25 protein-coding genes, 1 tRNA gene, 1 pseudogene and 1 riboswitch are annotated in these 25,846 nt (G+C 65.6%); of the genes and pseudogenes, 14 read left to right on the plus strand and 13 right to left on the minus strand.

Features of this window, described 5'->3' with window-relative positions; translation table 11 throughout:
- The first annotated feature begins 125 nt into the window (after nucleotides 1-125).
- The 5 genes from pimA (at nucleotide 126) to ACVMDN_RS41135 (ending at nucleotide 6,595) form a co-directional block, all read left to right on the plus strand.
- Nucleotides 126-1,829, plus strand: a complete 1,704-nt coding sequence (pimA, locus tag ACVMDN_RS41115) for a dicarboxylate--CoA ligase PimA (RefSeq protein ID WP_076832469.1) — start codon at nucleotides 126-128, stop codon at nucleotides 1,827-1,829.
- Entirely contained in the window at nucleotides 1,826-3,013 is a 1,188-nt protein-coding gene (locus ACVMDN_RS41120) for an acetyl-CoA C-acyltransferase (RefSeq protein WP_076832466.1), read from the plus strand. Before pimA ends, ACVMDN_RS41120 begins: the two co-directional genes overlap by 4 nt.
- A gap of 159 nt (nucleotides 3,014-3,172) precedes the next feature.
- Nucleotides 3,173-4,363 carry a pimeloyl-CoA dehydrogenase large subunit gene (gene pimC / locus ACVMDN_RS41125; RefSeq protein ID WP_018269091.1) on the plus strand — a complete coding sequence of 397 codons (1,191 nt, stop codon included), beginning with the start codon at nucleotides 3,173-3,175 and terminating at the stop codon, nucleotides 4,361-4,363.
- 185 nt (nucleotides 4,364-4,548) lie between these two features.
- Nucleotides 4,549-5,694, plus strand: a complete 1,146-nt coding sequence (gene pimD, locus ACVMDN_RS41130) for a pimeloyl-CoA dehydrogenase small subunit (RefSeq protein WP_076832464.1) — start codon at nucleotides 4,549-4,551, stop codon at nucleotides 5,692-5,694.
- Nucleotides 5,695-5,821: 127 nt separating this feature from the next.
- The gene (locus tag ACVMDN_RS41135; protein WP_076832461.1) at nucleotides 5,822-6,595 is read left to right on the plus strand and encodes an SDR family NAD(P)-dependent oxidoreductase; all 774 of its coding nucleotides are present in this window, start codon (nucleotides 5,822-5,824) and stop codon (nucleotides 6,593-6,595) included.
- A gap of 51 nt (nucleotides 6,596-6,646) precedes the next feature.
- Here the strand turns inward: ACVMDN_RS41135 and ACVMDN_RS41140 are convergent, their stop codons facing one another.
- Complete coding sequence (locus ACVMDN_RS41140) at nucleotides 6,647-7,840, minus strand: O-succinylhomoserine sulfhydrylase (RefSeq protein WP_076832458.1); 1,194 nt, start codon at nucleotides 7,838-7,840, stop codon at nucleotides 6,647-6,649.
- A 76-nt stretch (nucleotides 7,841-7,916) separates the two neighbouring features.
- A riboswitch (SAM riboswitch) is annotated at nucleotides 7,917-7,996 on the minus strand.
- 134 nt (nucleotides 7,997-8,130) lie between these two features.
- Here ACVMDN_RS41140 and ACVMDN_RS41145 point away from each other — a divergent pair.
- The 3 genes from ACVMDN_RS41145 to ACVMDN_RS41155 all read left to right on the plus strand — a co-directional run bounded on the left by ACVMDN_RS41145 (nucleotide 8,131) and on the right by ACVMDN_RS41155 (nucleotide 12,022).
- Nucleotides 8,131-9,237, plus strand: a complete 1,107-nt coding sequence (locus ACVMDN_RS41145; protein WP_057016021.1) for a 2'-deoxycytidine 5'-triphosphate deaminase — start codon at nucleotides 8,131-8,133, stop codon at nucleotides 9,235-9,237.
- 163 nt (nucleotides 9,238-9,400) lie between these two features.
- Complete coding sequence (locus tag ACVMDN_RS41150) at nucleotides 9,401-10,450, plus strand: hypothetical protein (RefSeq protein ID WP_076832455.1); 1,050 nt, start codon at nucleotides 9,401-9,403, stop codon at nucleotides 10,448-10,450.
- 129 nt (nucleotides 10,451-10,579) lie between these two features.
- Nucleotides 10,580-12,022, plus strand: a complete 1,443-nt coding sequence (locus ACVMDN_RS41155; protein ID WP_057016023.1) for an MATE family efflux transporter — start codon at nucleotides 10,580-10,582, stop codon at nucleotides 12,020-12,022.
- 181 nt (nucleotides 12,023-12,203) lie between these two features.
- On the opposite strand, the gene ACVMDN_RS41160 is transcribed toward ACVMDN_RS41155, so the two are convergent.
- From ACVMDN_RS41160 to ACVMDN_RS41175, 4 genes and pseudogenes are all read right to left on the minus strand, one after another.
- Nucleotides 12,204-12,620: an SRPBCC family protein gene (locus ACVMDN_RS41160; protein ID WP_076832454.1), complete on the minus strand. Its 417-nt coding sequence runs from the start codon at nucleotides 12,618-12,620 to the stop codon at nucleotides 12,204-12,206.
- Nucleotides 12,621-12,749: 129 nt separating this feature from the next.
- Complete coding sequence (locus tag ACVMDN_RS41165) at nucleotides 12,750-13,109, minus strand: VOC family protein (protein WP_016843721.1); 360 nt, start codon at nucleotides 13,107-13,109, stop codon at nucleotides 12,750-12,752.
- Between the two features lie 55 nt (nucleotides 13,110-13,164).
- Complete coding sequence (locus tag ACVMDN_RS41170) at nucleotides 13,165-14,004, minus strand: helix-turn-helix domain-containing protein (RefSeq protein WP_076832452.1); 840 nt, start codon at nucleotides 14,002-14,004, stop codon at nucleotides 13,165-13,167.
- Nucleotides 14,005-14,013: 9 nt separating this feature from the next.
- A pseudogene (locus ACVMDN_RS41175) lies at nucleotides 14,014-14,259 on the minus strand (MGMT family protein); the annotation flags it as partial.
- Nucleotides 14,260-14,320: 61 nt separating this feature from the next.
- Here ACVMDN_RS41175 and ACVMDN_RS41180 point away from each other — a divergent pair.
- From ACVMDN_RS41180 to ACVMDN_RS41195, 4 genes are all read left to right on the plus strand, one after another.
- Nucleotides 14,321-15,949 carry a glycosyltransferase family protein gene (locus ACVMDN_RS41180; protein WP_246786731.1) on the plus strand — a complete coding sequence of 543 codons (1,629 nt, stop codon included), beginning with the start codon at nucleotides 14,321-14,323 and terminating at the stop codon, nucleotides 15,947-15,949.
- Between the two features lie 109 nt (nucleotides 15,950-16,058).
- Nucleotides 16,059-16,132 (plus strand) — tRNA-Gly (locus ACVMDN_RS41185).
- A 70-nt stretch (nucleotides 16,133-16,202) separates the two neighbouring features.
- Nucleotides 16,203-16,454: a DUF3551 domain-containing protein gene (locus ACVMDN_RS41190; RefSeq protein WP_076832446.1), complete on the plus strand. Its 252-nt coding sequence runs from the start codon at nucleotides 16,203-16,205 to the stop codon at nucleotides 16,452-16,454.
- Between the two features lie 41 nt (nucleotides 16,455-16,495).
- Entirely contained in the window at nucleotides 16,496-16,669 is a 174-nt protein-coding gene (locus ACVMDN_RS41195; protein ID WP_194295406.1) for a hypothetical protein, read from the plus strand.
- A 354-nt stretch (nucleotides 16,670-17,023) separates the two neighbouring features.
- On the opposite strand, the gene ACVMDN_RS41200 is transcribed toward ACVMDN_RS41195, so the two are convergent.
- Nucleotides 17,024-18,043 carry an LLM class flavin-dependent oxidoreductase gene (locus tag ACVMDN_RS41200; RefSeq protein WP_057016030.1) on the minus strand — a complete coding sequence of 340 codons (1,020 nt, stop codon included), beginning with the start codon at nucleotides 18,041-18,043 and terminating at the stop codon, nucleotides 17,024-17,026.
- Nucleotides 18,044-18,289: 246 nt separating this feature from the next.
- On the opposite strand from ACVMDN_RS41200, the gene ACVMDN_RS41205 reads away from it, so the two are divergent.
- Both ACVMDN_RS41205 and ACVMDN_RS41210 read left to right on the plus strand, forming a co-directional pair.
- Nucleotides 18,290-19,456 carry an NADH:flavin oxidoreductase/NADH oxidase gene (locus tag ACVMDN_RS41205; RefSeq protein ID WP_076832443.1) on the plus strand — a complete coding sequence of 389 codons (1,167 nt, stop codon included), beginning with the start codon at nucleotides 18,290-18,292 and terminating at the stop codon, nucleotides 19,454-19,456.
- Between the two features lie 36 nt (nucleotides 19,457-19,492).
- Nucleotides 19,493-20,422, plus strand: coding sequence for a dihydrodipicolinate synthase family protein (locus tag ACVMDN_RS41210; protein ID WP_076832441.1), 930 nt, complete (start codon nucleotides 19,493-19,495; stop codon nucleotides 20,420-20,422).
- Nucleotides 20,423-20,428: 6 nt separating this feature from the next.
- On the opposite strand, the gene ACVMDN_RS41215 is transcribed toward ACVMDN_RS41210, so the two are convergent.
- The 7 genes from ACVMDN_RS41215 to ACVMDN_RS41245 form a co-directional block, all read right to left on the minus strand.
- Nucleotides 20,429-21,598, minus strand: coding sequence for a cytochrome P450 (locus ACVMDN_RS41215; RefSeq protein WP_076832438.1), 1,170 nt, complete (start codon nucleotides 21,596-21,598; stop codon nucleotides 20,429-20,431).
- 109 nt (nucleotides 21,599-21,707) lie between these two features.
- Nucleotides 21,708-22,505 (minus strand): helix-turn-helix transcriptional regulator, encoded by a 798-nt coding sequence (locus tag ACVMDN_RS41220; protein ID WP_076832436.1) that lies wholly within the window; start codon nucleotides 22,503-22,505, stop codon nucleotides 21,708-21,710.
- 164 nt (nucleotides 22,506-22,669) lie between these two features.
- Nucleotides 22,670-23,032, minus strand: coding sequence for a nuclear transport factor 2 family protein (locus ACVMDN_RS41225; protein WP_076832433.1), 363 nt, complete (start codon nucleotides 23,030-23,032; stop codon nucleotides 22,670-22,672).
- 94 nt (nucleotides 23,033-23,126) lie between these two features.
- On the minus strand, nucleotides 23,127-23,447 hold the full coding sequence (locus ACVMDN_RS41230) for a cupredoxin domain-containing protein (RefSeq protein ID WP_194295405.1): 321 nt from the start codon (nucleotides 23,445-23,447) through the stop codon (nucleotides 23,127-23,129).
- Between the two features lie 11 nt (nucleotides 23,448-23,458).
- Nucleotides 23,459-23,980: a DUF4142 domain-containing protein gene (locus tag ACVMDN_RS41235; protein WP_057016034.1), complete on the minus strand. Its 522-nt coding sequence runs from the start codon at nucleotides 23,978-23,980 to the stop codon at nucleotides 23,459-23,461.
- 95 nt (nucleotides 23,981-24,075) lie between these two features.
- Complete coding sequence (locus ACVMDN_RS41240; protein ID WP_076832431.1) at nucleotides 24,076-24,765, minus strand: RNA polymerase sigma factor; 690 nt, start codon at nucleotides 24,763-24,765, stop codon at nucleotides 24,076-24,078.
- Nucleotides 24,766-24,859: 94 nt separating this feature from the next.
- On the minus strand, nucleotides 24,860-25,807 hold the full coding sequence (locus ACVMDN_RS41245; RefSeq protein WP_244558949.1) for a LysR family transcriptional regulator: 948 nt from the start codon (nucleotides 25,805-25,807) through the stop codon (nucleotides 24,860-24,862).
- Between the last annotated feature and the right edge of the window lie 39 nt (nucleotides 25,808-25,846).

The raw sequence follows: 25,846 nt of genomic DNA on the forward strand, positions 1-25,846 counted from the left end.
GTGTCATTCCGGGATGCGCCGTAAGGCGCAGACCCGGAATCTCGAGATTCCCCGATGCGCAAATTGCGCATCTTAGGTTCACGCTGCGCGTGCCACGGAATGACAGTTTCCAGAGTCTGGTTTTCATGACCTATCCCGGCGAACAATATTATCCCAAGGGCGTGCAGTGGAGCGACGAGATCACGCGCGGCACGCTGCCGGACCTGCTGTCGAGCGCCGCCGCCGAGTTCGGCGCGCGCCCGGTGCTCGAATTCCGCGACCGGCCGATCAGCTACGCCGAGCTGGAGGCCCTGGTCGAGACCGCCGCCGCTTCCTTCATGCGGGCCGGCTACGGCAAGGGAACGTCGGTCGCGCTGTTCCTCGGCAATTCGCCTGACCATCCGATCAATTTCTTCGGTGCGCTGAAGGCCGGCGCCCGCGTCGTGCATCTGTCGCCGCTCGACGGCGAGATCGCGCTGTCGCACAAGCTGTCCGATTCAGGCGCGCGGGTGCTGGTCACCAGCAATTTGTCGGCGCTGTTACCGACCGCGCTGAAATTCCTCGCCAAGGGTCTGCTCGACCGTCTGATCGTCTGCGAGGACGACAATTGGGGCAAGGTCGGCACGCCGCAAACCGCGCTGCCCGACAATCCCGCGATCATCACCCACCGCGAGTTCATCGACGGCGCGACCAGGCCGTCGCAATGGCCGGCGGTCGACGTCGAGGACGTCGCGCTGCTGCAATACACCGGCGGCACCACGGGCCTGCCCAAGGGCGCAATGCTCAGCCACGGCAATCTCACCGCGGCGGTGTCGATCTACGACGTCTGGGGCAAGCCCGGGCGGCTCGAACGCAATGCGATCGAGCGCGTGATCTGCGTGCTGCCGCTGTTTCACATCTACGCACTGACCGTCGTGCTGCTGTCGGCGATCCGGCGCGGCCATTTGATCTCGCTGCACCAGCGCTTCGACGTCGAGGCCGTGATGCGCGACATCGAGGTCAAGCGCGCAACGGTGTTTCCCGGCGTGCCGACGATGTGGATCGCGATCGCCTCGCTGCCCGATCTCGACAAGCGCGATCTCTCTTCGCTGGTGGTCGCCGGCTCCGGCGGCGCGCCGCTGCCGGTGGAGGTCGCCAAGATCTTCGAGCGCCGCGTCGGCATGAAGCTGAAGAGCGGCTGGGGCATGACCGAGACCTGCTCGCCCGGCACCGGCCATCCCAAGGAGGGACCGGAGAAACCAGGCTCGATCGGGCTGATGCTGCCCGGCATCGAGATGGACGTCGTGTCGCTGGAGGATTCCACCAGGGTGATGCCGGTCGGCGAGGTCGGCGAGATCCGCATCCGCGGCCCGAACGTCACCAAGGGCTACTGGAACAGGCCGGCGGAGACCGCGGAGGCTTTCGTCGGCGACCGCTTCCTCACCGGCGACATCGGCTACATGGACGCCGACGGCTATTTCTATCTGGTCGACCGCAAGAAGGACATGATCATCTCCGGCGGCTTCAACGTCTATCCGCAGATGATCGAGCAGGCGATCTACACCCATCCTGCCGTGCAGGAGGTGATCGTGATCGGCATTCCCGACGATTACCGCGGTGAGGCGGCAAAGGCCTTCATCAAGCTGCGCGACGGCGAGAAGACCTTCTCGATCGACGAGCTGCGTGCATTCCTCACCGGCAAGGTCGGTAAGCACGAACTGCCGGCGGCCGTCGAGTTCGTCGACGAATTGCCGCGCACCCCGGTCGGCAAGCTGTCGCGTCACGAATTGCGCCAGCAGCAGCCCAAGACTGCTCAAACCGAGACATCTCAATCCACGCAACAACAGACTGCATCAGGATCTCGCTCATGACCGACGCCGTTATCGTCTCCACCGCCCGCACGCCGATCGGCAAGGCCTATCGCGGCGCGCTCAACGTCACCGAGGGCGCGACCTTGCTCGGGCACGCGATCGGCGAAGCGGTGGCGCGCGCCAAGGTCGATCCGAAGGAGATCGAGGACGTGGTGATGGGCGCGGCGATGCAGCAGGGCGCGACCGGCGGCAACATCGCGCGCAAGGCACTGCTCCGCGCCGGGTTGCCGGTGACCGTTGCCGGCACCACGATCGACCGCCAATGCGCCTCCGGCCTGCAGGCGATTGCGCTCGCCGCACGCTCGGTGATCTTCGACGGCGTCGAGATCGCGGTCGGCGGCGGCGGCGAGTCGATCTCGCTGGTGCAGAACGACAAGATGAATTCCTTCCATGCCCAGGATCCGGCGCTGCTCAAGATCAAGGGCGAGGTCTACATGCCCATGATCGACACCGCCGAGATCGTCGCCAAGCGCTACAACATCTCGCGCGAGAAGCAGGACGAGTATGGGCTCGAAAGCCAGCGCCGCACCGCGGCCGCGCAGCAGGGCGGCAAGTTCAAGGAAGAGCTCGCGCCGATCACCACCATGATGGCGGTCACCGACAAGGCGACCGGTGCCGTCACGATGAAAGAGGTGACGCTGTCGCAGGACGAAGGTCCGCGGCCGGAGACCACGGCCGAAGGGCTTGCCAGCCTCAAGCCGGTGCGCGGCGACGGTTTCACCATCACCGCCGGCAATGCCAGCCAGCTCTCGGACGGCGCCAGCGCCTCCGTGATCATGAGCGACAAGGAAGCCGCCAAGCGCGGGCTGAAGCCGCTCGGGATCTTCCGCGGCTTCGTCTCCGCCGGCTGCGAGCCGGACGAGATGGGCATCGGCCCGGTGTTCGCGGTGCCGCGGCTGCTGAAGCGCCACGGCCTCAAGGTCGACGACATCGATCTCTGGGAGCTCAACGAGGCCTTCGCGGTGCAGGTGCTCTATTGCCGCGACAAGCTCGGCATCGATCCGGAGAAGATCAACGTCAATGGCGGCGCGATTTCGGTCGGCCATCCCTACGGCATGTCGGGTGCGCGGCTCACCGGCCACGCGCTGATCGAGGGCCGCCGCCGCAAGGCCAAGTACGCCGTCGTCACCATGTGCGTCGGTGGCGGCATGGGCGCGGCCGGCCTGTTCGAGGTGCTGCAGTAGGATTGTCGTCCCGGCGAAGGCCGGGACCCATACGCCGCGGCTTCTCTTTGGGCACATGCGGCAGCCGGCGTTGTCAAACACGAAAGCCGGTGGTTATGGGTCCCGGCCTTCGCCGGGACGACCAGGAAAGAAGCAGTTGAATTTCAAAAGGAGGATCTGATGGATCTCGCTTTCACCAAGGAAGAGATAGCGTTTCGCGAGGAGGTGCGGGAGTTCTTCAAGAACAACGTGCCGCCGGAGACCCGGCGCAAGCTGCAGGAAGGCCGCCATCTGTCGAAGGACGAGATGGTCACCTGGTGGCGCATCCTCAACAAGAAGGGCTGGGGCGTCACCCACTGGCCGAAGGAATATGGCGGCACCGGCTGGAGCACCGTGCAGCACTACATCTTCAACGAGGAGCTGCAGTCCTATCCGGCGCCGCAGCCGCTCGCCTTCGGCGTCAGCATGGTCGGCCCGGTGATCTACACCTTCGGCAACGAGAAGCAGAAGAAGGAATATCTGCCGCGCATCGCCAATGTCGACGACTGGTGGTGCCAGGGCTTCTCGGAGCCGGGCTCGGGTTCGGACCTCGCGTCGCTGAAGACCAAGGCCGAGCGCCGTGGCGACAAGTGGATCATCAACGGCCAGAAGACCTGGACCACGCTCGCCCAGCACGCCGACATGATCTTCTGCCTCTGCCGCACCGATCCGGCCGCGAAGAAGCAGATGGGCATCTCCTTCATCGTGTTCAGCATGAAGTCGAAGGGCGTCACCGTGCGTCCGATCCAGACCATCGACGGCGGACACGAGGTCAACGAGGTGTTCTTCGACGACGTCGAGGTGCCCTACGAGAACCTGATCGGCGAGGAGAACAAGGGCTGGGATTACGCAAAATTCCTGCTCGGCAATGAGCGCACCGGCATCGCCCGGGTCGGCGTGTCGAAGGAGCGGCTGCGCCGCATCCGCGCGCTGGCCTCCAAGGTCGAGTCCGGCGGCCGTCCGGTGATCGAGGATCCGGCGTTCCGCGAGAAGCTCACGGCCTGCGAGATCGAGCTGAAGGCGCTCGAACTCACCCAGCTCCGCGTCGTCGCCGACGAGGGCAAGCACGGCAAGGGCAAACCCAATCCGGCCTCCTCGGTGCTCAAGATCAAGGGCTCGGAGATCCAGCAGACCACCACCGAGCTGCTGATGGAGATCATCGGTCCGTTCGCCGCGCCCTATGACGAGCACGGCGATGCCGGCTCGAACGAGAGCATGGATTGGACCGCGCAGATCGCGCCGAGCTACTTCAACAACCGCAAGGTTTCGATCTACGGCGGCTCCAACGAGATCCAGCGCAACATCATCAGCAAGGCGGTGCTGGGGCTTTGATCCTCTCCCTCTCCCCGCTCTTCGCGGGGAGAGGGTTGGGGTGAGGGGCATCTCTCCGAGCAACGACTGCCGAGAGACCTGTACCCCCTCACCCGGATCGCTTCGCGATCCGACCTCTCCCCGCAAGCGGGGCGAGGTGAAGAGGCCCCGGCTTGAACAACGATCAGTTAGTTAAGGGAACGAACATGGATTTTGATCTGTCCGAGGAGCAGCGGCTTCTCAAGGAAAGCGTCGACGGGTTGCTGGCGGATGCCTACGACTTCGATGCGCGCAAGAAGTACATGAAGGAGAAGGGCGGCTGGAGCAAAGCGCTCTGGGGCAAGCTCGCCGAGCAGGGCCTGCTCGGTCTGCCCTTTGCGGAGACCGATGGCGGCTTCGGCGCCGGCGCGGTCGAGACCATGATCGTGATGGAAGCGCTCGGCAAGGCGCTGGTGGTCGAGCCTTATCTCGCCACCGTCGTGGTCGCCGGCGGCTTCCTGCGCCATGGCGGCTCGGCCGAGCAGAAGGCCAAGCACATTCCCGGCATCATCGACGGCAGCAAGACCTTCGGCTTTGCCCAGCTCGAGAAGAACTCGCGCTACGACCTGTTTGATGTCGTGACCACGGCGAAGAAGAAAGGCGACGGCTGGGTGATCGACGGCGAGAAGTTCGTCGTGCTCAACGGCGAGAACGCCCAGACCTTGATCGTGACCGCGCGCACCAAGGGCGGCCAGCGCGACAAGACCGGCATCGGCGTGTTCCTGGTTCCGGCGGATGCCAAGGGCGTCACCAGGAAGGGCTATCCGACCCAGGACGGCCTGCACGCCGCCGACATCACCTTCACCAATGTCGAGGTCGGTGCTGACGCTGCGATCGGCGATCCCGAGAACGGCCTGCCCCTGATCGAGCGCGTCGCCGACGAAGCCCGCATTGCGCTGTGCGCGGAAGCGGTCGGCGCGATGGACGAGTCGCTGAAGGAGACGGTCGAGTACATCAAGACCCGCAAGCAGTTCGGCGTTGCGATCGGCTCGTTCCAGAGCCTGCAGCACCGTGCCGCCGATATGTTCGTGGCGCTGGAGCAGGCCCGCAGCATGTCGATGTTCGCCACCATGGCGTCGGACTTCGACGATGCCAAGGAGCGTGCGTCGGCGGTTGCCGCCGCCAAGGTGCAGGTCGGCAAGTCCCTGAAGTTCGTCGGCCAGCAGTCGATCCAGCTTCACGGCGGCATCGGCATGACCATGGAAGCCAAGATCGGTCACTACTTCAAGCGGCTGACCATGATCGAAAACACGCTCGGCGACACCGACTATCACCTCCGTCGCGTCAGCGAGGGCGGCGGGCTGCTGGCGTAACCACACAGGCGTCATTCCGGGGCTCGCGAAGCGAGAACCCGGAATCTCGCGCCGTAACCTCTGGATTCCGGGTTCGCGACTGCGTCGCGCCCCGGAATGACGTGCAACTAACAGGGAAACAACAACAATGAAAAACACCCCGTTCGATCTCACCGGCCAGGTCGCGGTCATCACCGGCTCGAGCCGCGGCATCGGCCGCGCATCGGCGGAGCTTTTGGCAAAACTCGGCGCCAAGGTCGTGATCTCCTCGCGCAAGGCGGATGCTTGCCAGGAAGTCGCCGACGGCATCAAGAAGGCGGGCGGCGATGCGCTCGTCATCCCCTGCAACATCGCGCGCCGCAGCGAGGTCGAGGCGCTGGTCTCGGGGACGATCAAGCATTACGGCAAGATCGACATCCTGGTCTGCAACGCCGCGGTCAATCCCTATTACGGCCCGCTGCTCGACATCACCGACGAGGCCTTCGACAAGATCATGGGCTCCAACGTCAAGAGCAACATCTGGCTGTCCGCGCTGGCGATCCCGCAGATGGCCGAACGCGGCAAGGGTTCGGTCGTGATCATCTCCTCGATCGGCGGACTTCGGGGTTCTACGGTGATCGGCGCCTACGGCATCTCCAAGGCCGCCGACTTCGCGCTGTGCCGCAGCCTTGCCGGCGAGTGGGGCCCGAAGGGCGTGCGCGTCAATTGCGTGGCGCCGGGCCTGGTGAAGACCGATTTCGCCCGCGCGCTATGGGAGGACCCGGACAATCTGAAGCGCCGCACCGCATCGACGCCGCTCCGCCGCATCGGCGAGCCCGACGAGATCGCCGGCGCCGTGGCCTATCTCGCCTCCGATGCCTCGACGTTCATGACCGGCCAGACCATCGTGGTCGACGGCGGCGTCACGACGGCTGCGACTTAATCTTCAAGAGAAGCCGTCATGGCCGGGCAAGCCCGGCCATGACGCGTTGCTTCAAACCTGCTCCAGCGCGCGCTCAAAATCCTCGATCAGGTCGTCGGGATGCTCGAGCCCGGCCGAGAAGCGAATGAAACCTTCGCTGATACCAAGTTCGGCGCGGGCCTCCGGCGCCAGGCGCTGATGCGTCGTGGTCGCGGGATGCGTGACGAGGCTCTTGGCGTCGCCGAGATTGTTGGAGATGCGCGAGATCTTCAGCGCGTTGAGGCAGCGGAAGGCGCCAGCCTTGCCGTCCTTCACCTCGAAGCCGACCAGTGTCGAGCCGGCGCCCATCTGCTTCTTCACCGTCTCGGCCTGCGGATGGTCGGGGCGGCCCGGATAGACCAGCCGCGTGATCTTCGGATGCTTGGCCAGCGCCTCGGCGATCTTCGCCGCGTTCTCGGTCTGGGCGCGGACGCGCACGCCGAGCGTCTCCAGCCCCTTCAGCAGCACCCAGGCGTTGAACGGCGACAGCGACGGCCCGGTCTGGCGCATGAAATTGTGGATGTGCTCGGCGATGAAGGCCTCCGACGACAGGATGACGCCGCCGAGGCAGCGGCCCTGGCCGTCGATATGCTTGGTTGCGGAATAGACCACGACGTCGGCGCCGAGCGACAGCGGGCTCTGCCAGATCGGCGTCGCAAACACGTTGTCGACGATCAGCCGGGCGCCGCCGCTATGCGCGATCTCTGCGATCGCGCCGATGTCGAGCACGTCGAGCGTCGGATTGGTCGGGCTCTCCAGGAAGAAGGTCTTGGTGTGCGGCCGCAACGCGCGCTGCCACTGGTCGAGGTCGAGGCCGTCGACCAGCGTCGTCTCGATGCCGTAGCGCGGCAACAGGTCCTGCACCACGTAGAGGCAGGAGCCGAACAGGGCCTTCGAGGCCACCACATGATCGCCGGCCTTCAGCGGGGCGAGGATCGCGGTGGTCACCGCGGCCATGCCGGTCGCGGTCGAGCGCGCGGCTTCCGCGCCCTCGAGCTCGATCATGCGGCGCTCGAACATCGCAATGGTCGGGTTGGAATAGCGCGAATAGATGAAGCCGGGGTCCTGGCCCTTGAAGCGCGCCTCGCATTGCTCGGCGGTGTCGTAGACGTAGCCCTGGGTGAGAAACAGCCCTTCCGACGTCTCCCCGAATTGCGAGCGCAGCGTACCGCCATGGACGAGACGGGTTTCGGGACGAAAGCGGGCCGTGGTTTCAGATTCAGACATGTGACCTCCGAGGTGGCCATTTCCCCTGGAGAATGGCCACAAAAAAACCGGCCTGGAGCAACCTCCACAAGCCGGGATCACACTGTCCCCGGCCTGTTTAGCGACTTATTTAACGTGGCTGCAAGCCGGCCGGCTCAAATCACCACGGGATAAGTGCAGCTGATATTCCCTCGCGCCCTTTCCGTCAAGACGGTCATCGGATAACCCGTAAAAGCCCATATTTTGGGGCTTGATGGCCGCCTGGAGTATGATTTTTGGGCCATCTCGAGGGATCGCCGAGGGACCGCATCGTGTCGTTCACGCTGGAAGATGAATCCAACGGAATCCTGCCCGACCGCATGATCGCGGAGATGGCGGAGGCCGGCCTCATTCTGCCCGCCTATGACTTCGTCGAGAGCCAGATCCAGCCGGCCAGCCTCGATCTCCGCCTCGGCGACATCGCCTACCGCGTCCGCGCCAGCTTCCTGCCGGGGCCCGATGCCACCGTCGCCGAGCGGATCGACGAGCTGAAGCTGCACGAGATCGATCTGTCCGACGGCGCGGTGCTGGAGACCAACTGCGTCTACATCGTGCCGCTGTTGGAGAGCCTGGCGCTGCCGCCGGAGATCGTGGCCGCGGCCAACCCGAAGAGCTCGACCGGACGGCTCGACGTCTTCACCCGCGTGATCGCCGACGGCACCCGCCGCTTCGACATGATCGGCGCCGGCTATCACGGCCCGCTCTATGCCGAGATCAGCCCGAAGACGTTTCCCGTGCTGCTGCGCGAGGGTTCGCGGCTCAGCCAGGTCCGCTTCCGGATCGGCGAGGCGACGCTGACCGCCGACGAGCTCGATGCGCTGCATGCCGCCGAGCGGCTGGTCGACGCCGCCAATGCCGATCTCACCCATGGCGTCGCGCTCTCGGTCGATCTCTCCGGCGAGAGCTCGGGCGGCTTCGTCGGCTATCGCGCCAAGCGCCATACCGGCGTGGTCGATGTCGATCGCCGCGGCGGCTATGCTGTCGACGACTTCTGGGAGCCGATCAAGGCCCGGCCCGACGGCAGTCTCATCCTCGATCCCGGCGAGTTCTACATCCTGGCGTCGAAAGAGGCGGTGCAGGTGCCGCCGGACTACGCCGCGGAGATGGTGCCGTTCGATCCGCTGGTCGGCGAATTCCGCGTCCATTATGCCGGCTTCTTCGATCCCGGCTTCGGCTATGCCGGCGCCGGCGGAAAGGGGGCGCGCGCCGTGCTGGAGGTGCGCTCGCGCGAGGTGCCGTTCATCCTCGAGCATGGCCAGATCGTCGGCCGCCTCGTCTATGAGCGGATGCTCGAGCGCCCCGACGCGCTGTACGGCCAGCGCATCGGCTCGAACTATCAGGCGCAGGGCCTGAAGCTCTCCAAGCATTTTCGCGTGTAATTCCGTTTCGCGCGCGTGTAATTCCGTAGCCCGGATGAAGCGCTAGCGAAATCCGGGGCGCTGCATACGCGCATTGAGCCGCCCCGGATTGCGCTTCGCTGCATCCGGGCTACGATTGCGCGCGCGAGGCTTTATCTCGCCAACAAGAACAGCGGGAGCAGACATGACCGGAGAGCAGGACGCGCGCGAAACGCAATGGCGGAAGTGGCGCAGCGTCGCCGATCTCTATCACGCCTTCTTCACCGGGCTGATCCTCACCGTCGTCACGCGGCGCGGCACGGCTGATGCCGCCGAGTTCGTCTTCCGCGTGTTTCGTCGCCAGCAGCAGGAGCGCTTCCTGCCCGGCTTGAAGAAGCTCGGCCTCGACAGCCTGCCGCCGGCGGTCGCGGCCGCGCAGTATCATTATCTTTCCAACTGGATCGGCGGCGTGCATGTCGAATACATGTACGAGACCGACCGCAAGGCCTGGATCCGCTATCCGCCGCCGCGCTGGATCTGGAAGGGCACGGCGATCTGCGGCGTGCCCGGTGAGGTCTCGCGCGCGATGCTGCGCGGCTGGCACGCCAACAACGGTGTCGCGCTCGGGGACTTGCGGCTCGGCTTCGTCTGCACCAAGCAGAGTGTCGACGGCCAGGACGGCCTCGAAGGCTATTACTGCGAGTACGATCATCCGCTCGAGCTCGACCAGCGCCTGGTGTTCGCGCGCCATATCGAGGCGCCGCTGTTCGATCCGAACTCCGCGCCGGCGCTGCCGGTCGACAGCTGGCCGAAGCTGCGGCTGGAAAAGGCCTATCGCAACTACGCGATGGAATATGTGAAGACGGCCGCGCCGGTCATCGTGCAGGTGTTCGGCCCGGAGGATGCGAGCTATCTGCTGCATCTCACCGGCAGACTGATCGGCATGCAGTATTACGACGAGGTCGCGCAGGCGCTCGGCGGCCGCCGTGGCCGTGCCACGGAATTTGCCGCATTCCTGCGCACTCTCTTCGAGTCGCAGGACGATATTGCTGACATCACCGAATCCGAGGGCCAGTTCGAAATCCGCCAGCAGGGCTGGAAGCTGATGGCCGACGTGGCCGACTATCATCCGGCCTGCGCCAGCGTATTGACCGGCCTGTTCGAAGGGCTGGCCGCCGGCTGCGGGCGGCATATTCCGGTGCATCTGAAGCCGAACAGCGCCGCCGGCGCGCCGTTCGTCTGGTCGATCGGCTAGCCCCAAGGTTCATCCGGGTTCACCTGCAATCGCGCAGGCCCCCCTTGCGCCCCGCGCACGTGGATTCCGCCGCCGCCATGGTAGGGAAACACCATGGCGCGGCTCCCCAGATCGCGCGTGGGAGTAGAAATGTCCGATCTCGGCCTCGCCGAAATTCCTGTCGACGAACAAGAGCGGCCGCTGCCGCCGCCGGTGACCAAGCCGGCGCGCAATGCGCTGCTCGACGGGCCGATCCTGCGCACGCTGCTATGGCTGGCGTGGCCGAACGTGATCGCGCTCTCCGCCGGCACCTGCGTCGTGATCGCGGAGACTTCGTATATCGGCCGGCTCGGCGTCGAGTCGCTCGCGGCGATGGCGCTGGTGTTTCCCTGCGTGATCCTGACCATGACGATGTCCGGCGGCGCGATGGGCGGCGGCGTCGCATCCGCGATCGCGCGTGCGCTCGGTGCCGGCGAGATCGAGCGCGCCTCGACGCTGGCGATGCATGCGCTGCTGATCGGCCTGACCTTTGGTTTGACGTTCATGCTGGGCATGCTGATCTTCGGCCCGCGCCTGCTCGAACTGCTCGGCGGCCGGGGCAATGTGCTGGCGCAGGCGATCGCCTATTCGCAGGTGTTCTTCGGCGGCGCGATCCTGCCCTGGCTGATGAACACCATGGCCGGCATCCTGCGCGGCACCGGCAACATGAAGCTGCCGTCGACCATGATCCTGTCCTCGGCGGTGTGGCAGATCATTCTCGGCGGCACGCTCGGGCTCGGTCTCGGTCCGGTGCCGCAATTCGGCATGCGCGGCGTCGCCGCGGGGTCGCTGATCGCCTATTCGATCAGCATCAGCGTGATGGGCTGGTATCTGTTCTCGGGCCGTGCCCGCGTGAAGCCGAAACTCAAGGGGCTGCGCGTGCAATGGGCGATGTTCATCGACATCCTCAAGGTCGGCGCGGTGTCCTGCTTCTCGCCGTTGCAGTCGGTTCTGACGATCTCGATCTTCACCCACATGCTGGCGCAGTTCGGCACCGCGGTGCTCGCCGGCTACGGCATCGGCGCGCGGCTCGAATTCATGCTGACCTCCGTCGCCTTCGCGGTCGGCATCGCCTCGGTGCCGATGATCGGCATGGCGGTCGGCGCCGAGCGCGTCGCGCGCGCCCGGCGCATCGCCTGGACCGCGGGCACGGTGTCGTTCCTTGCGGTCGGCGTGGTCGGCAGCTTCATCGCCGTCTTCCCCGACCTCTGGGTCAATCTGTTCACCAATGATCCGCACGTGCGGGCGACCAGCCATCAATATCTCTCGACCGCCGCGCCGATGTACGCGTTCATCGGCCTTGCGATGTCGATGTATTTCTCCTCGCAGGGTGCCGCGAAGGTGCTGGGTCCGGTGCTGGCGCAGACAGCGCGGCTGATCTTCATCGGCACCGGCGGCTGGTGGCTGTCGACGCATGAGGCGAGCGCGCAGAACTTCTTCGCACTCGCCGCCGCCTCGATGGGCGTGCTCGGCGTGCTGTCCTGCCTCAGCGTGATCCTGACGCGCTGGGGCAAGTCGGCACCGGTCGCAGAAGTGCAGCCGGCGCTGTCGTAGATATTAAATCCGTCATCCTGAGGAGCCGCGAAGCGGCGTCTCGAAGGATCGACGGCCCAGGTGTTTCGGCGTGCGCTCGTAGAAACAGCGGGACTGTCGCCCTTCGAGACGGTCGCTTCGCGACCTCCTCAGGGTGACGGTCATAGTTCGAAATGCGCGGCCAGTCGCATGACCTAGCGGATCACGCCGCGCTCTTCTCCCTGGCCGATTTGGCCATCGCGGCTTGCATCGCCGCCGCGCCGAGATCCATCTGCGCGTCCATGTATGGCGCGACCTCGTGCGGCAGCACGTCGGCGATCCACACCACGCGGCAGCGCGTGTCGCCCTCGGCGAACACCTGCACCGAGGCGGAATGCTGCTTCAACCGCTCGCTGCTGATCGCATAGACCAGCCGCTTTCGCTGGTCGTCGCAATCGACCAGCGTCTCGCGCGCCACGGTGCCGTTGGAGAAGCTGACGGTGCGGACGTCGCCGTCCAGTTGCGTGTCAGTCACGAAGCCCGGCACTAGCCGCGTATGCAGTGCGCCGAAATCGCGCAACGCGTCCCAGACATGATCTGCCGGCGCGTCGATCGGGATATCCTTGTGAATGGAAGCCATTGTTCAATCCTCGTTGGTTTCAGATGTGTCGTCATTGCGAGGAGCGAAGCGACGAAGCAATCCACACCGCAGCAGGCGGAAAGATGGATTGCTTCGCTCCGCTCGCAATGACGGCGGAGCTGTGGTGTGCTAGGTCGACACCGCCTCGACATTGTTGCCGTCGGGGTCGAGCAGGAACGCCGCGTAATAGGTCGGGCTGTAATCCTTGCGATGGCCCGCCGCGCCGTTGTCCTTGCCGCCGGCCTTCAGGCCTTCGGTATGGAATGTCTTGATCGCGTCATGGCTCGGGGCACGGAACGCAACGTGCGCGCCGCCTTGGGCCTTGCCCTTGTGCAAATGCAGCCAGAGCGCGGGCTCGCCCTTCGGGCCGAAACCGGCGCCGCTGTCGTCGCGCGAGCAGAGCACGAAGCCGAGTGGCGCCAGCACTGCGGTGTAGAAGCGCACGCTGGCGTCGAGGTCGGCAACGCGCAATCCGATATGGTCGTACATGAGGAATCTCCAGTCGCTAAGCGCATCGAAAGACGCGCGGACGGGAGCAGCCTAGCTATTGCAGCGCGAGACGTTCTTGGAAAATCTTGCGGTCGCCGCGCGAGGCCTGGCGGAACTTGAGCGGCGAGGCACCGGCGGCGCGGTGGAAGCTGCGCACGAAATTGGACAGATCGCCGAAACCGACGTCATAGGCGATGTCGGTGACCGGGCTGTCGTCATCCGCGAGCCGCCGCGCCGCATGGCGCAGCCGCGAGCGCACGAGATATTGATGCGGGGTGACGCCGAGCACGGCGGAAAACAGCCGCAGGAAATGGAAGGTGCTCAAGCCGGCCTGTTCGGCGGCCTCGTCGAGGTCGATCTGATGGTGTGAATTGGCGTCGATCCACAGCGCGGCCTCGACGGCGCGGCGGCGATCGCGCAAGCCTGCGGTGAGCGGCTTTGTCTTGCGGTCGGACACCAGCTCGACAAGGCGGCTGGTGAGGAGGTGGCCGATCTCGTCGAGACCGACGTCGCTGTTGCCAGCTGCCGCCGTTTGCGCGAGCTCGCCGATCACCATCAGTTCCGGCAGCGGCGGCACCGACCCGACCTGCCAGACCGCCGCGCGGTCGCCGATGGTCTCGACCAGCACCGGGTCGAGGAAGAACGACAGGCATTCGTCGCCGACCACGTGGTCGTGCGTGCAGGTGTATTCGTCGCCGGGATGGCCGACCAGGATCGAGCCTGCCACCAGCTCATGGAAACGGCCGCGGCAATGGCAGCCGAAGCTGCCGCTGCGCACATAGGACACCGAGTGGGAGGCGAACTGCTCGGCGAACGGCTTGTCGCCGGGTTCCGCCGTGCAGCGGAACTCGTTCACCGTGATGCGATCGCGCTGCAGGAGCGTGGTTCGGACCATACCCCGGATTTAAGCTTGCGGCCGGAGTCGTGCAACGGGCAGCAGCACATCAAAAAGGGTCTTGCTGGTGGTCGGCTGGGCGCCCTCGATCGAGAGCAGCCGCCGTTTCGAGATGCTGCCGCCGTTCGGCGAGATCCGGTCGGCATAATTGCCCGCCTCGAGCACGCGGTGGCAGGGCACCATGACCATGAAGGGATTGCGGCCGAGCGCCTGTGCCACCGAATAGACCGCGCCGGACGCGCGCAAGGCGCTCGCAGCGCGCGATCCTAACATTGTCGCCGGCGCGCGCATCCGGAATCTTGACGTTTAGCTAACCATGTCGCGGCCCCTTCTGTGTGACCCCGCCAATTTATCAGTCACGCATCTTAAAGGCTTTGCCCGCTATCTGGTCGTCAGCATGCTGCTCCACGGTACGATCGGCGGAACGATGACCAGCACCGGCGCGGATGGGGCGCGCGGCAGCACAGCCGTGGCCGGGACATCGACCGGGCGTCTTCATCCGCTGTTCGCATTGCTGTTGCTGGCATTGGTCCTGCGCCTTGCGGCCGCGCTCTGGCCCAACGTGATGTATCCGGACGAGATCTTTCAGTATCTCGAGCCGGCGTGGCGGATGCTCGGCCATGACGGCATTTTGACGTGGGAGTGGCGCGAACGCATTCGCGGCTGGTTCCTGCCGACATTGCTGGCCGGGCCGGTCGCGGTGGGCGGCTTGATTGCGCCGGGGGGCGAGGGCGCTTTCCTGGTGCCGCGCCTGGTCGCCGCATCTGCGTCACTGTCGATCGTGGTCAGCGCCTGGTTCTTTGGTGCACGGATTTCGCGAACCCATGCCATCGTCGCGGCGTTCGCGGCGGCAGTCTGGTTCGAGTTGATCCTGCTCTCGCCGCACACATTGGGCGAGCCGTTGGCGACGGCGCTGGTCGTGCCGGCGGCGCTGCTGGTGACCGGCCGTCCGTCGCAGCGGCATCTGGCGATCGGCGGCGCGTTGCTCGCTTTTGCCTTTGTCTGCCGCTTTCAGTACGCGCCGGCCATCGCCGTGCTTGCGCTCGGCGCCTGCTGGATGCGTTGGCGAAACCTGATTCCCCTGATCGCGGGCGGTCTCGCCGCGCTGGTGCTCACCGCCGCGATCGACCTTGCGCATGGCGCCGTGCCGTTCGCCTGGCTGATCGGCAACATCAAGGAAAACCTGCTGCACGATCGCGCGACCGAGTTCGGCGTGACGCCCCCTTCGGCCTATCTCGCCAACTTCCTGATCGTGTGGTCGGCGGCGATCGTGTTGCCGCTCGCCGCGATCTGGCGCGGCGCGCGGCATGCGCCGCTGTTGCTGGCCGTGGCGCTGGTCAACCTCGTCTTCCACAGCCTGATCGCGCACAAGGAATACCGCTTCGTCTTCCTGTCGGTGGCGCTGTTCATCATCGTCGCGGCGCTCGGATCGGCCGATTGGGTGCAATGGCTGCGCGCAAAACCCGGGTGGCGCCGCTGGGCATTGCCGATCGTCACCGGCGGCTGGGCCTTGCTCTCGGTGACGCTCGCCGGCGCCAGCGAAGGGATGCGCGACTACTGGACGCGCGGTGTCGGCGCAGCGCGGCTCGCCGCCGAACTGCGCAGCGATCCGCAGCTGTGCGGCCTCGCACTTTACAATGTCCGTTTCCAGCTGTTGCCGGGGCGGGAACGATTGGTCGGCCCAGTACCGCTCTATGCGCTGGAGCCCGCCGATCCGCTCGCCGAGCTGATCCTGCCGCCGCTGTTGCAGGCGACCAAGCCGGCCTTCAATCGCATCCTCGCGCGGCCCGCGGCCGCCGGTGATCTGCCGGCGGATTATTCAAGGCAAAGCTGTGCCCGCGTCGGCATCGCCGATGCCTGCATCTATGCACGAAGCGGCACCTGCGACGCATCCGCCGCCGCGGCTTTTGTCATCAATGACGTGCTCGTGAGGATGGGCCACTAGCGGGGGCGGTGCGGCGATCGGCTCCAATGCGCGCTTGATCCGCTGCCTCCGCCCGGGCTATGGTCCGGCCGGGTCGCACCCGTGAGGTGCGACCTCAAGCATTGAGATCGCGGGCGTAGTTCAATGGTAGAACGGCAGCTTCCCAAGCTGCATACGAGGGTTCGATTCCCTTCGCCCGCTCCAGCCTTCAGGCAAATGTCGCGGGACAGTTTGTCGGCATGGCAATGTATTTGGCGACAGCAGGAGACGTGACGTGAGGTTGCTTGGAGCGCTGCTGCTTGCGCTGGGCGCGCTTTGGATGACGAGGCCGGCATCCGCGCAAATGTATGATCCGCGCTATCCCGTCTGCATGCATGTTTACGGTGAGTTGGTCGGCGAGCGCATGGACTGCATCTTCACGTCGATAGATCAGTGCCAGGCCAGCGCTGTGGGCATGCCGGCGACCTGTCTGGTGAACCCTTATTATGCGCCAAGGTCGGCGCGTCCTCATCGGCCTGAACGATGACTTTTCCGGCGGTATCGCGAGCGTTCATTTGAGATCAGTGCATGGCATGGTGGTACTACGCGTTCTTCGCGATCGTTCTGCTCGGATGTTGTGCATTGGTGGTTCGCGCCCGTCGCGGCAGCAATACGCGAGAAGACGAGGAGCTGAACCGGCGGATCGATGAGCGCGTCGATCGGCTCGACCTCACCCGGCGCAATCGCGACAGGGATTCCTGACCCAGTGGATCCGCAGACGGCCTTTCGTTATTATCCCGGGATATTACGGCGATCTGTTCACGCAACGTGCGCGCCTAACGCACCGTACTCGACCTGTTCTTCTCACAACGCGCAGTTATGTTTCCGTAGTTCTCCGCGTTTGAGAACGAAGTTCCGCCGGAACGATGTCGCGGGTTCCGGCATTGGTCGAGTAGAGCCGACCGACCTCCGGCGAGAACGGTCGGTTCAAGCCCGCGCCTGGCCGTTCCCTCTCAACAGCCCCCTAGAAGACGGCCGGCGCGGGTCCTTATCCCGGTCCTGCTCGATGTGACGAGGCTGCGCGCCGGGCGAGTATCGCTGACGTTCGCGATGGATTCAGCGCCAGCCCAAAGCGGGCGCGATCTGGGTCAAGATCGTCTCGATCACATGCGCGTTGTAATCGACGCCGAGCTGATTGGGGACGGTCAGAAGCAAGGTATCGGCCTCTGCGATCGCCTCATCCGTCTTGAGCTGCTCGATCAGCCTGTCCGGCTCGGCGGCGTAGCCGCGGCCGAAGATTGCGCGCGTCCTCTCGTCGATGAAGCCGATCTGGTCTTCCTCCTGGCCGTTGCCGAAATAGGCGCGGTCGCGATCGTCGACCAGCGCGAAGATGCTGCGGCTCACCGAGACCCGCGGCTCGCGCGTGTGCCCGGCTTCCTTCCAGGCGGCACGATAGGCCCGGATCTGGGCGGCCTGCTGGACGTGGAAAGCCTCTCCGGTCTCGTCGTTCTTCAGCGTCGAGCTTTGCAGGTTCATCCCGAGCTTCGCCGCCCACACCGCGGTGGCGTTCGAGCCGGCGCCCCACCAGATGCGCTCGCGCAGGCCTTCCGAGAGTGGTTCGAGCCGCAGCAGGCCGGGAGGATTGGGAAACATCGGCCGTGGATTGGGCTGCGCAAATCCCTGGCCGCGCAGCATGTCGAGGAAGATCTCGGCATGACGCCGGCCCATGTCGGCATCGGTTTCGCCCTCGCCCGGCTGATAGCCGAAATAGCGCCAGCCATCGATCACCTGCTCGGGTGAGCCGCGGCTGATGCCGAGTTGCAGGCGTCCCCTCGCGATCAGGTCGGCCGCGCCGGCGTCCTCGATCATGTAGAGCGGATTTTCGTAGCGCATGTCGATCACGGCGGTGCCGATTTCGATCCGGCTGGTCCTGGCGCCGACGGCCGCCAGCAGCGGGAACGGCGAGGCCAGTTGGCGGGCGAAGTGATGGACGCGAAAATACGCACCGTCCGCGCCGAGCTCTTCGGCCGCGACCGCAAGGTCGATGGATTGCAGCAGCACATCCGCGGCCGAGCGGGCCTGCGACTGCGGCGAGGGCGTCCAGTGCCCGAACGAAAGGAATCCGATTTTCTTCATGCCGACAATGTAGGGATGTCCGCGACGAATTGCGATCCGTGACGTGACCCGGGGATGACCGAAAGTGTCTACCCGCCGGGAAATTTTCTGCGGCAGATGTTGCCGGTTTTGCAGATCGCGCCGCTCCGCAAGTGCTGCATGCGTGCAGGTCTTGCCGCCTGCGCCGCGGCATGACTTGCGATCCCGGGGCGCGCCGCCTAGCTTTCCGCCACGATTTCTCCCGCCAACACCGTCCCGCAGGTCCCGATGTCGCAGCCGCTTCTGTTTCAGCCGATCACGCTTCGCGGCGTGACCTCCCGAAACCGCATCCTGATCTCGCCGATGTGCCAGTATTCGGCAACCGACGGCTTGGCCAATGACTGGCACCTTGTCCATCTTGGTAAATTTGCCCAGGGCGGCGCCGGGCTCGTGACGGTCGAGGCTGCGGCGGTGACCGCGGAGGGCCGCATCACCCATGGCGACGTCGGCATCTGGAACGACGAGCAGATCGCGCCGCTCGAACGGATCGCCGCCTTCCTCAAGGACAATGGCGCAGTGCCCTCGATCCAGCTCGCGCATGCCGGCCGCAAGGCCAGCATGCAGCGTCCCTGGTACGGCAATGCCGCCCTCGATGAGGCCGACCGCGGCCGCGGCGATCTGCCGTGGCGGACGGTGGCGCCGAGCGCGATCCCGATGGAAGACGGCTGGCTGATGCCGCACGCGCTCGACGCGGCCGAACTCGCCGCGCTGCGTGAGCAATGGCGGCGCGCCACCTTGCGCGCGGTGGAGGCCGGCTTCGAATTCGTCGAGGTGCATTGCGCGCATGGCTATCTGCTGCATGAATTCCTCTCGCCATTGTCGAACCGCCGCACCGATGCCTATGGCGGCGATCGCGCCGGGCGGATGCGCTATCCGCTCGAGATCATCGAGACCGTGCGCGCGGCCTGGCCGGCGGAGCGGCCGCTGTCGGTGCGGATTTCCTCGGTCGACGGTATCGACGGCGGCCTGACGCTCGAGGACCAGGTCGCGTTCGCCCGCGAAGCCAGGGCGCGCGGTGTCGATTTGATCGATTGCTCGTCGGGCGGCCTGCTCGGCTCGGCGACCGCGGCGCGGATTCCGCGCGGCTACGGCTTTCAGGTGCCCTATGCCGATGAGATCCGCCGCGCCGCCGACATTGCGACCATCGCGGTCGGCCTCATCCTGCATCCGCAGCAGGCAGAAGATGTCCTGGCCAACGGCCAGGCCGACCTGGTCGCGATCGGCCGCGAGGCGCTGTTCGATCCGAACTGGCCGCTGCACGCCGAGCTCGCGCTCGGCGGTGCAGGCGGCGAGGTGTTTGCGTCCTGGCCGAAGCAGTATGGTTGGTGGCTGGAGCGCCGCGAGCCGGGCCTGCGCCGGCTCGATGGCCCGCCGCTGCCGTTCCGCCAGAGCTGACAAGAAAATCCGACAACAACCTGGGAGGTCGTTATCATGACATCAGTCGCAAAGCGCCCCTATCGCGGCGTCTTCCCCGTGGCGCCGACCATCTTCGACGCCAACGGCAATCTCGACCTCGATGGCCAGCGGCGCTGCGTCGACTTCATGATCGACGCCGGCTCCCACGGCATCTGCATCCTCGCCAATTTCTCCGAGCAGTTCGTGCTGACCGACGCCGAGCGCGAGACCGTGATGCATACGGTGCTCGAGCATGTCGCCGGCCGCATTCCCGTCATCGTCACCACCACGCATTTCTCCTCGGCGGTCTGCGCCGCGCGCAGCCGCGAGGCGGAAGCCGCCGGGGCTGCGATGGTGATGATCATGCCGCCCTATCACGGCGCGACCTTCCGCGTCGGCGAGCCAGCCATCTATGAGTTTTATCGGATCGTGTCGGATGCCATCAACATCCCGATCATGATCCAGGACGCGCCGGTCGCGGGCACGCCGCTCTCGGTCGATTTCCTGGCGCGGATGGCGAAGGAGCTCGCCAATATCAGGTACTTCAAGATCGAGGTGCCGATGGCGGCGAACAAGCTGCGCGGCCTGATCGAGAAGGGCGGCGCCGAGATCGAGGGGCCGTGGGACGGCGAGGAGGCGATCACGCTGATGGCCGATCTCGATGCCGGCGCCGCCGGCGCGATGACCGGCGGCGGCTATCCCGACGGCATCCGCCAGATCATGGATCCGTTCTTCGCCGGCCGGCGCGACGAGGCGGTGCAGGCCTATGCGCGCTGGCTGCCGCTGATCAATTACGAGAACCGGCAATGCGGGCTGCAGGCCTGCAAGGTGCTGATGCGCGAGGGCGGCGTCATCAAGTCCGATGCAGTGCGCCACCCGCTGCAACCGCTGCATCCGGCGACGCGCGCGGGGCTGATCGAGATCGCGCGGACACTCGATCCGGTCGTGCTGCGCTGGGGACGGTAACGGGGGCTATGCGTCCCACGTCACCGGCAAATCCAGCAGGCCGCGGAACGCCCAGCCGCCGATCCGCGCCGGCTGGTGCTCGATCAGGCGCAGATTCTTCAGCCGCTTGAAGATCGCGGGCAGCGCGACGTCGGCGACCATGGCGCGCGAGGCCCAGGCGCCGGCGCAGAAATGTGGACCGGCACCGAACGCGATGCTCTTGCTGGCGTCGCGGCGCACGTCGAACGCGTCGGGCTTGTCGAAGTGTTTCTCGTCGCGGTTCGCCGAGCCGAACATCAGGAACACGCGCTCATTGGTCTCGAAGGCGACGTCCCTGATCGTCCAGGGCTTTGCGATCCGCCGCGGCGACATCCCGATCGGCGAGATCCAGCGCGCATATTCCTCGAACACCTGCAGCCACGGGATCGTGCCGCTGGTCGCCAGCGCAAGCTGGTCGGGATGGGTCAGCAGCGCCCATACCGTGCCGGCGATCGCATCGCGCGGCTCGTTCTGGCCGCCCGAGATCGCAAGCTTGATATTGGCGCGCACGCTCTCCATCGGCATGTCGGTCTGCAGCATCACGCCGAGCAGGCTGAGGTCGGGCGTCTTGCGCAGCCTGGGGACCATGTCGTCGATCGCGGCATCGATCCCGGAGGTCGCCGCATGGCAGCGCGCCTCGATCGCGGGATCGCCGACATAATTGGCGATGCCGTCGATCATACCCTGCGACCACGCGTTCATGTCCTGGAAGCGCATGTTGGTGAGGCCGGTGATCGACTTCAGGCATTCGGCCGAGAACGGCAGCGCGAACGCCTGCACGAAATCGACCACGCCATCCGGCTTCAGTTCGTCGAGGATGCGCGTCGCGTGGGCTTCGAACTGCGCCGTCCAGTGCGATCTGACCGTTTTGGGCGAGATCGCCGGAAAGATCGCCTTGCGCTCGTTCATGTGCGCATCGCCGTCCTTGCGCATCATGTTGTGGCCCATCAGCTTGTTCATCAGCCCCTCGGGCTGGTGCGACGAGAACACGTCGATCTGCTTCTCGGAGATGAAGATGTCGTCGCGGCTGCACAGCAGCGTGCTGCCGAGTTGCGGCACGAAGGCGATCGGCGCCTCCTTGCGCATACGCGCCAGCGCCGGGTAGGGATCCTGCCAGAAGGCGGGGACGTCGATATTGAAATGGGGCGCGGTGCTCACGACGTGATCTCGGTTTGGCCTCGGGTTTTCGGACCGAGCATAGGCCGGGCGGCGCGGCCCGTCTGTCCCCACCGCTGGGGACAGCGGGAGACCATCGCCTGGAGCACGCTCAGTTCAACTGGCGCGCCGAGGCCATCAGGCGCAGCGCGATCGCGAACAGCTCGTTCTGCGAGGAGATGCCGAGCTTGTCATAGGCGCGCTTGCGATAGGTGAGGGCGGAGTGCAGCCCGATGCCGAGCTCGGCGGCGATCGCTTCCGAGCTGAGGCCGGAGAGGATGCGCAGGCAGACCTCCTGCTCACGCCCGGTCAGCCTGGCGAGCGGTTCGGCGGTCGCAAACAGGGTCTTCAACCGCTCGATCGGATCAACATCCGCTGCCGGGTCGCGCTGGAAATGCCGCGCCACGGCCGCCGTCAACGCCGGCGCGACCGCGGCCAGGCGCGCGATCTGCTCGCGGCTGAAGCGGCCTTGCGCGGTGATCTGGTAGAAGTTGACATAGAAGCAGGTGTCGCCGGTCCAGATCGCGGACGCGAACTTGTCGACGATGTCGGAGTCGTCGAAGAAGATCTTGCGGTAGCCGTCGCTGTACATGCGGCGGGCGAAGGTCGGCAGCACGATCGGTGCGGGCTGCGCCCGTCCCTCGAACACCGCATCGCGGTTCGGGTCGGCCTGATGGAAATGCTCGGAATAGGCGATCCCGAGGTCGCGCCCGGTCGGGATGTTGCCGACATCGAGCAGGCACGCGGCGGTCCGCGGACCGGTGAACGAGAACACCATGCAATGGCCGACCCCGGCGACGCGGCGCAGCGCGCCGATCAGGGCCTGCGGAAAGATGTCGCGGCCGATCGCCAGCAGCGCCGGCGTGATGTCGCTGACGACAGAAGTCTCGAAGGCGTAATCTGCCTTCATGGCGTCCTCCCTGTGTTTCGGGAAGACTAGAGCCTTTTCCGTTCCGATGGAATCGGAACGGGGCTCTCTATTCTTTGTTTTGACGCGTTTTTCTTGACGCGAACCGGGATCCACTTCGCTCGAAAACGCTCTGGCAGCGACGTCGCCGGCGTGGAAGCGGCGCCTCAGGCGCCCGGCACCTGGTCGAGGAAGCCGGTGATGCTCCTGATCCGGCCGTCCTTCAACATGGCGAAGTCGGTGCCCTTGATCGGGCTGTCGACGCCGTCAGGGCCAAGGCCCCAGGAGAACCGGACATGGTCGCCGAAGCCGTTCGGCTCCCCGATCAGCTTGAAGCGGAAGTCCGGAAACTTCTGCTGCACGCCGGCGATCAGCGCGTCGACGCCCTCATGGCCGTCGCCGTTCATCAGCGGATCGATATAGCGCGCATCGGCGGTCCAGTTCTCGCTCAGCATCTCGCGACGCCGGCTCGGCGTCCGCTCGTTCCAGAGATCGATATAGCGGCGGGCGATGGTGGCATGGTCGGTCATGGTGCTCTCCTTCGATAGTGCCGGACTGTGCGGCGGTCCGGACTATCGAAGGTTCGCGTGCGCCGATCGATTACCTCTGAGGTCATCGCGCGGGCTATGGTGCGATGGTCAGCACCGCCTTCATGTTGGGATGGTAGCGGCAGTAATAGTCGACCGTGCCGGCCTTGGTCAGGACCGACTTGACCGTCTTCTTCGGCGCGATCGTCACGTCGAAGTCGCCGTTCTTTGCGGTGGCGGTGTGCGCCAGCACGTCCTTGTTGACCCATTCGATGGTGTCGCCGACCCTGGCCGACACCTCGGCCGGGGAGATCACCAGATTCTCCATCACGATCTGGATGGTGGCCGCATGCGCCGGGACGGCCATCGCGCCGAGCGCGAGCAAAGCCAGCGTTGCGAGACAGCGTCCTGGCAACATCGCGCGCCTCCTTACTTCAGGCCGGCCGCGACGTGTTCGGCATGCTGCTGGTGGCCCTGGAAGATCTTCAGGCCGGTCTGCAGCAGGCCCTTCAGCTCGGGATTGCTGGCCGAGGGGATCAGCTGCGTCTCCAGCGCGGTGTTGACGGCCTTGTGGTAGGCGACCTCGTTGTCGATATAGGCCTTGTCATAGGCGGCGCCCTTCAGCTTGCCGAGTTCGGCGAGCTTGTCGGCCGCCTGTTTCGACAGCGCCTTGCTGGTGTCGTTGTCCTCCGGCGTCACCTTCAATTTCTTGACGAGGTCGAGCGCCTGCTTGTTCACCGCCTCGTGGTCGCGCGCCATGTCCTTGGCGAACGCCTTGACCTCCTTGTTGGAGGCCTTCTCTTCCGCCTGCTTGGCGGCATTGATGTCGATCACGCCGGCCGTATAGGCGATGTGCGCGATCTGCGGATCGGTCGGCTTTGCGCCCTGCGCCAGCGCAGCGCAGTTGAGGAGGCTGAGCGCGGCGACCGCGATACCCAATCGAACGAACATGGTTTGACACTCCTGTTGAGCCGGGCGTAGCGCGCGGCGCGTCGTTGCTTGCACAGGAGTTGGATGGTGCGGACGAGCAGAGGTTCCCGAAAAATTCAGGCCGTGGCGCGCAGCCGTTTCAGAACCGCCTCGGTCAATCGCTCGCAGCGCTTGCCCGCGAAGGGAAAGGCCTCCATGACGACGGGGCCGATCTTCCGCTCGACATTGTCGCGCAGCATGGTGCGGGCGCGGTGCAGGCGGGTCTTCACGGTTTCCGGCTTGAGGCCGAGGATCTCAGCGGTCTCCTCGACATTCATGCCCTCGATCACGCGGGTGATGAAGACGAGGCGGAACGCCTCGGGCAGCTCGTCGATCGCGTGCTCGACGACGCGCTGGATCTCACGCTGGGCCATGGATTTTTCCGGATCGTCCGTTGACGACAGGGGGAACTGGATGATCTGGGCTTCAGGAGCACCTTTCGGCAGATCGGACCATTCGACGCTGCTGTGCCTGCGGCGCAGGCGGCCGAGCGCCTCGTTCATCGCGATCCGCGACAGCCAGGTCGAGAGGCTGGAGTCGCCGCGGAACTGGTCGAGATGGGTAAAGGCGCGCACATAGGCGTCCTGAACCACGTCCTCGGCCTCGTGGTCGTTGCGCAGGATGCCGCGCGCCAGCCGGAACAGCCGGCGATTATTCGCCTGCATGATGGCGCGGATTGCGGCCTCGTCGCGGGCGAGCGCGCGTTGCACCAGCTCGGCATCGCCCGAGCTGGTCGGCGGCAGGGACGTTACATGGGCCTGGCGCATGGCGGGTCGCCCTCACTGTTGGCGGAATAATATCATTGGATGCCGACCGGCCGTGCAGGTTCCCGGGAAAATGGTAATCGGCCAAAAAAGACCGCTACGGCCTGATATAGGCCTCCGGATCCCCGCGCGCATGCGCCTCCATCGCATCGAGGAAGCAGCGCACCTTCGCCGGGACAAATTGCCGCGCCGGCAACAGCGCATGTACGTTGAGCGGCTCGCAAACATGATCGGGCAGCAGCCGCCGCAACTGGCCGGCCGCGACGGCGGCGCGGGTGTAGCTGGCGGTGACCCGCAGCACGCCATGGCCCGCGAGCGCCGCCTGCAGCCGGACATGGGCATTCGAGCTGGTCAGGCGTGCGCGATCGACCGCGAGATGCTCGACCGCGCCGCCGGGAGCGGTGATCGCCCATGGCGGATCGCTGGGGCCGGTCAGCAGCGGCAGCTTTCGTAGATCATCCAGCGTGCGCGGCTCGCCGAATTTCTCCAGCAGCGCGGGTGCCGCGAACAGGCCGCGCTCGAGCGTGAAGACGCGGCGGATCACGATGCCGGCCGACGGCAGCGGTGCCTCCAGCATCGCAAATACGATGTCGTAGTTCTCGGCGATCGGACTAACGATGTCATGCTCGACATCGATCCTGATCGCGAGTTCCGGATAGCGGCCCATCACCGCGCAGGCGACCGGTCCCGCATGATGCGCGCCGAATTCATAAGGCGCCTTGATGCGCAGCGTGCCCGCAACCGCGCTCGACATCGCCAACGCCTCGCTGTGGGTGTCGTGCAGCGCGGTGAACAGCGGGCGCACCTTGCGATAGATGGTCTCGCCGGAATCGGTCAGCCGCAGGTGCCGGGTGGTGCGCTCGATCAGCCGCAGCCCGAGATTGGCTTCGAGACGCTGCACCGCAGCACTGAGACTCGATTTGGGATGGCCGAGCACGCGCGCGGCCGCGGTGAAGCCGCCATGCTCAACAACCTCGCAAAACAGCTCCCAGTCGCGCCACTCCATGGCCGATTGTCCATCCACCGGTACAGTGTGTCCAGCCAAATCGGATTATCCCGGTGACCGCAATCACCTAGCCTCGTC

This window comes from Bradyrhizobium sp. USDA 4510 (genome assembly GCF_054059095.1).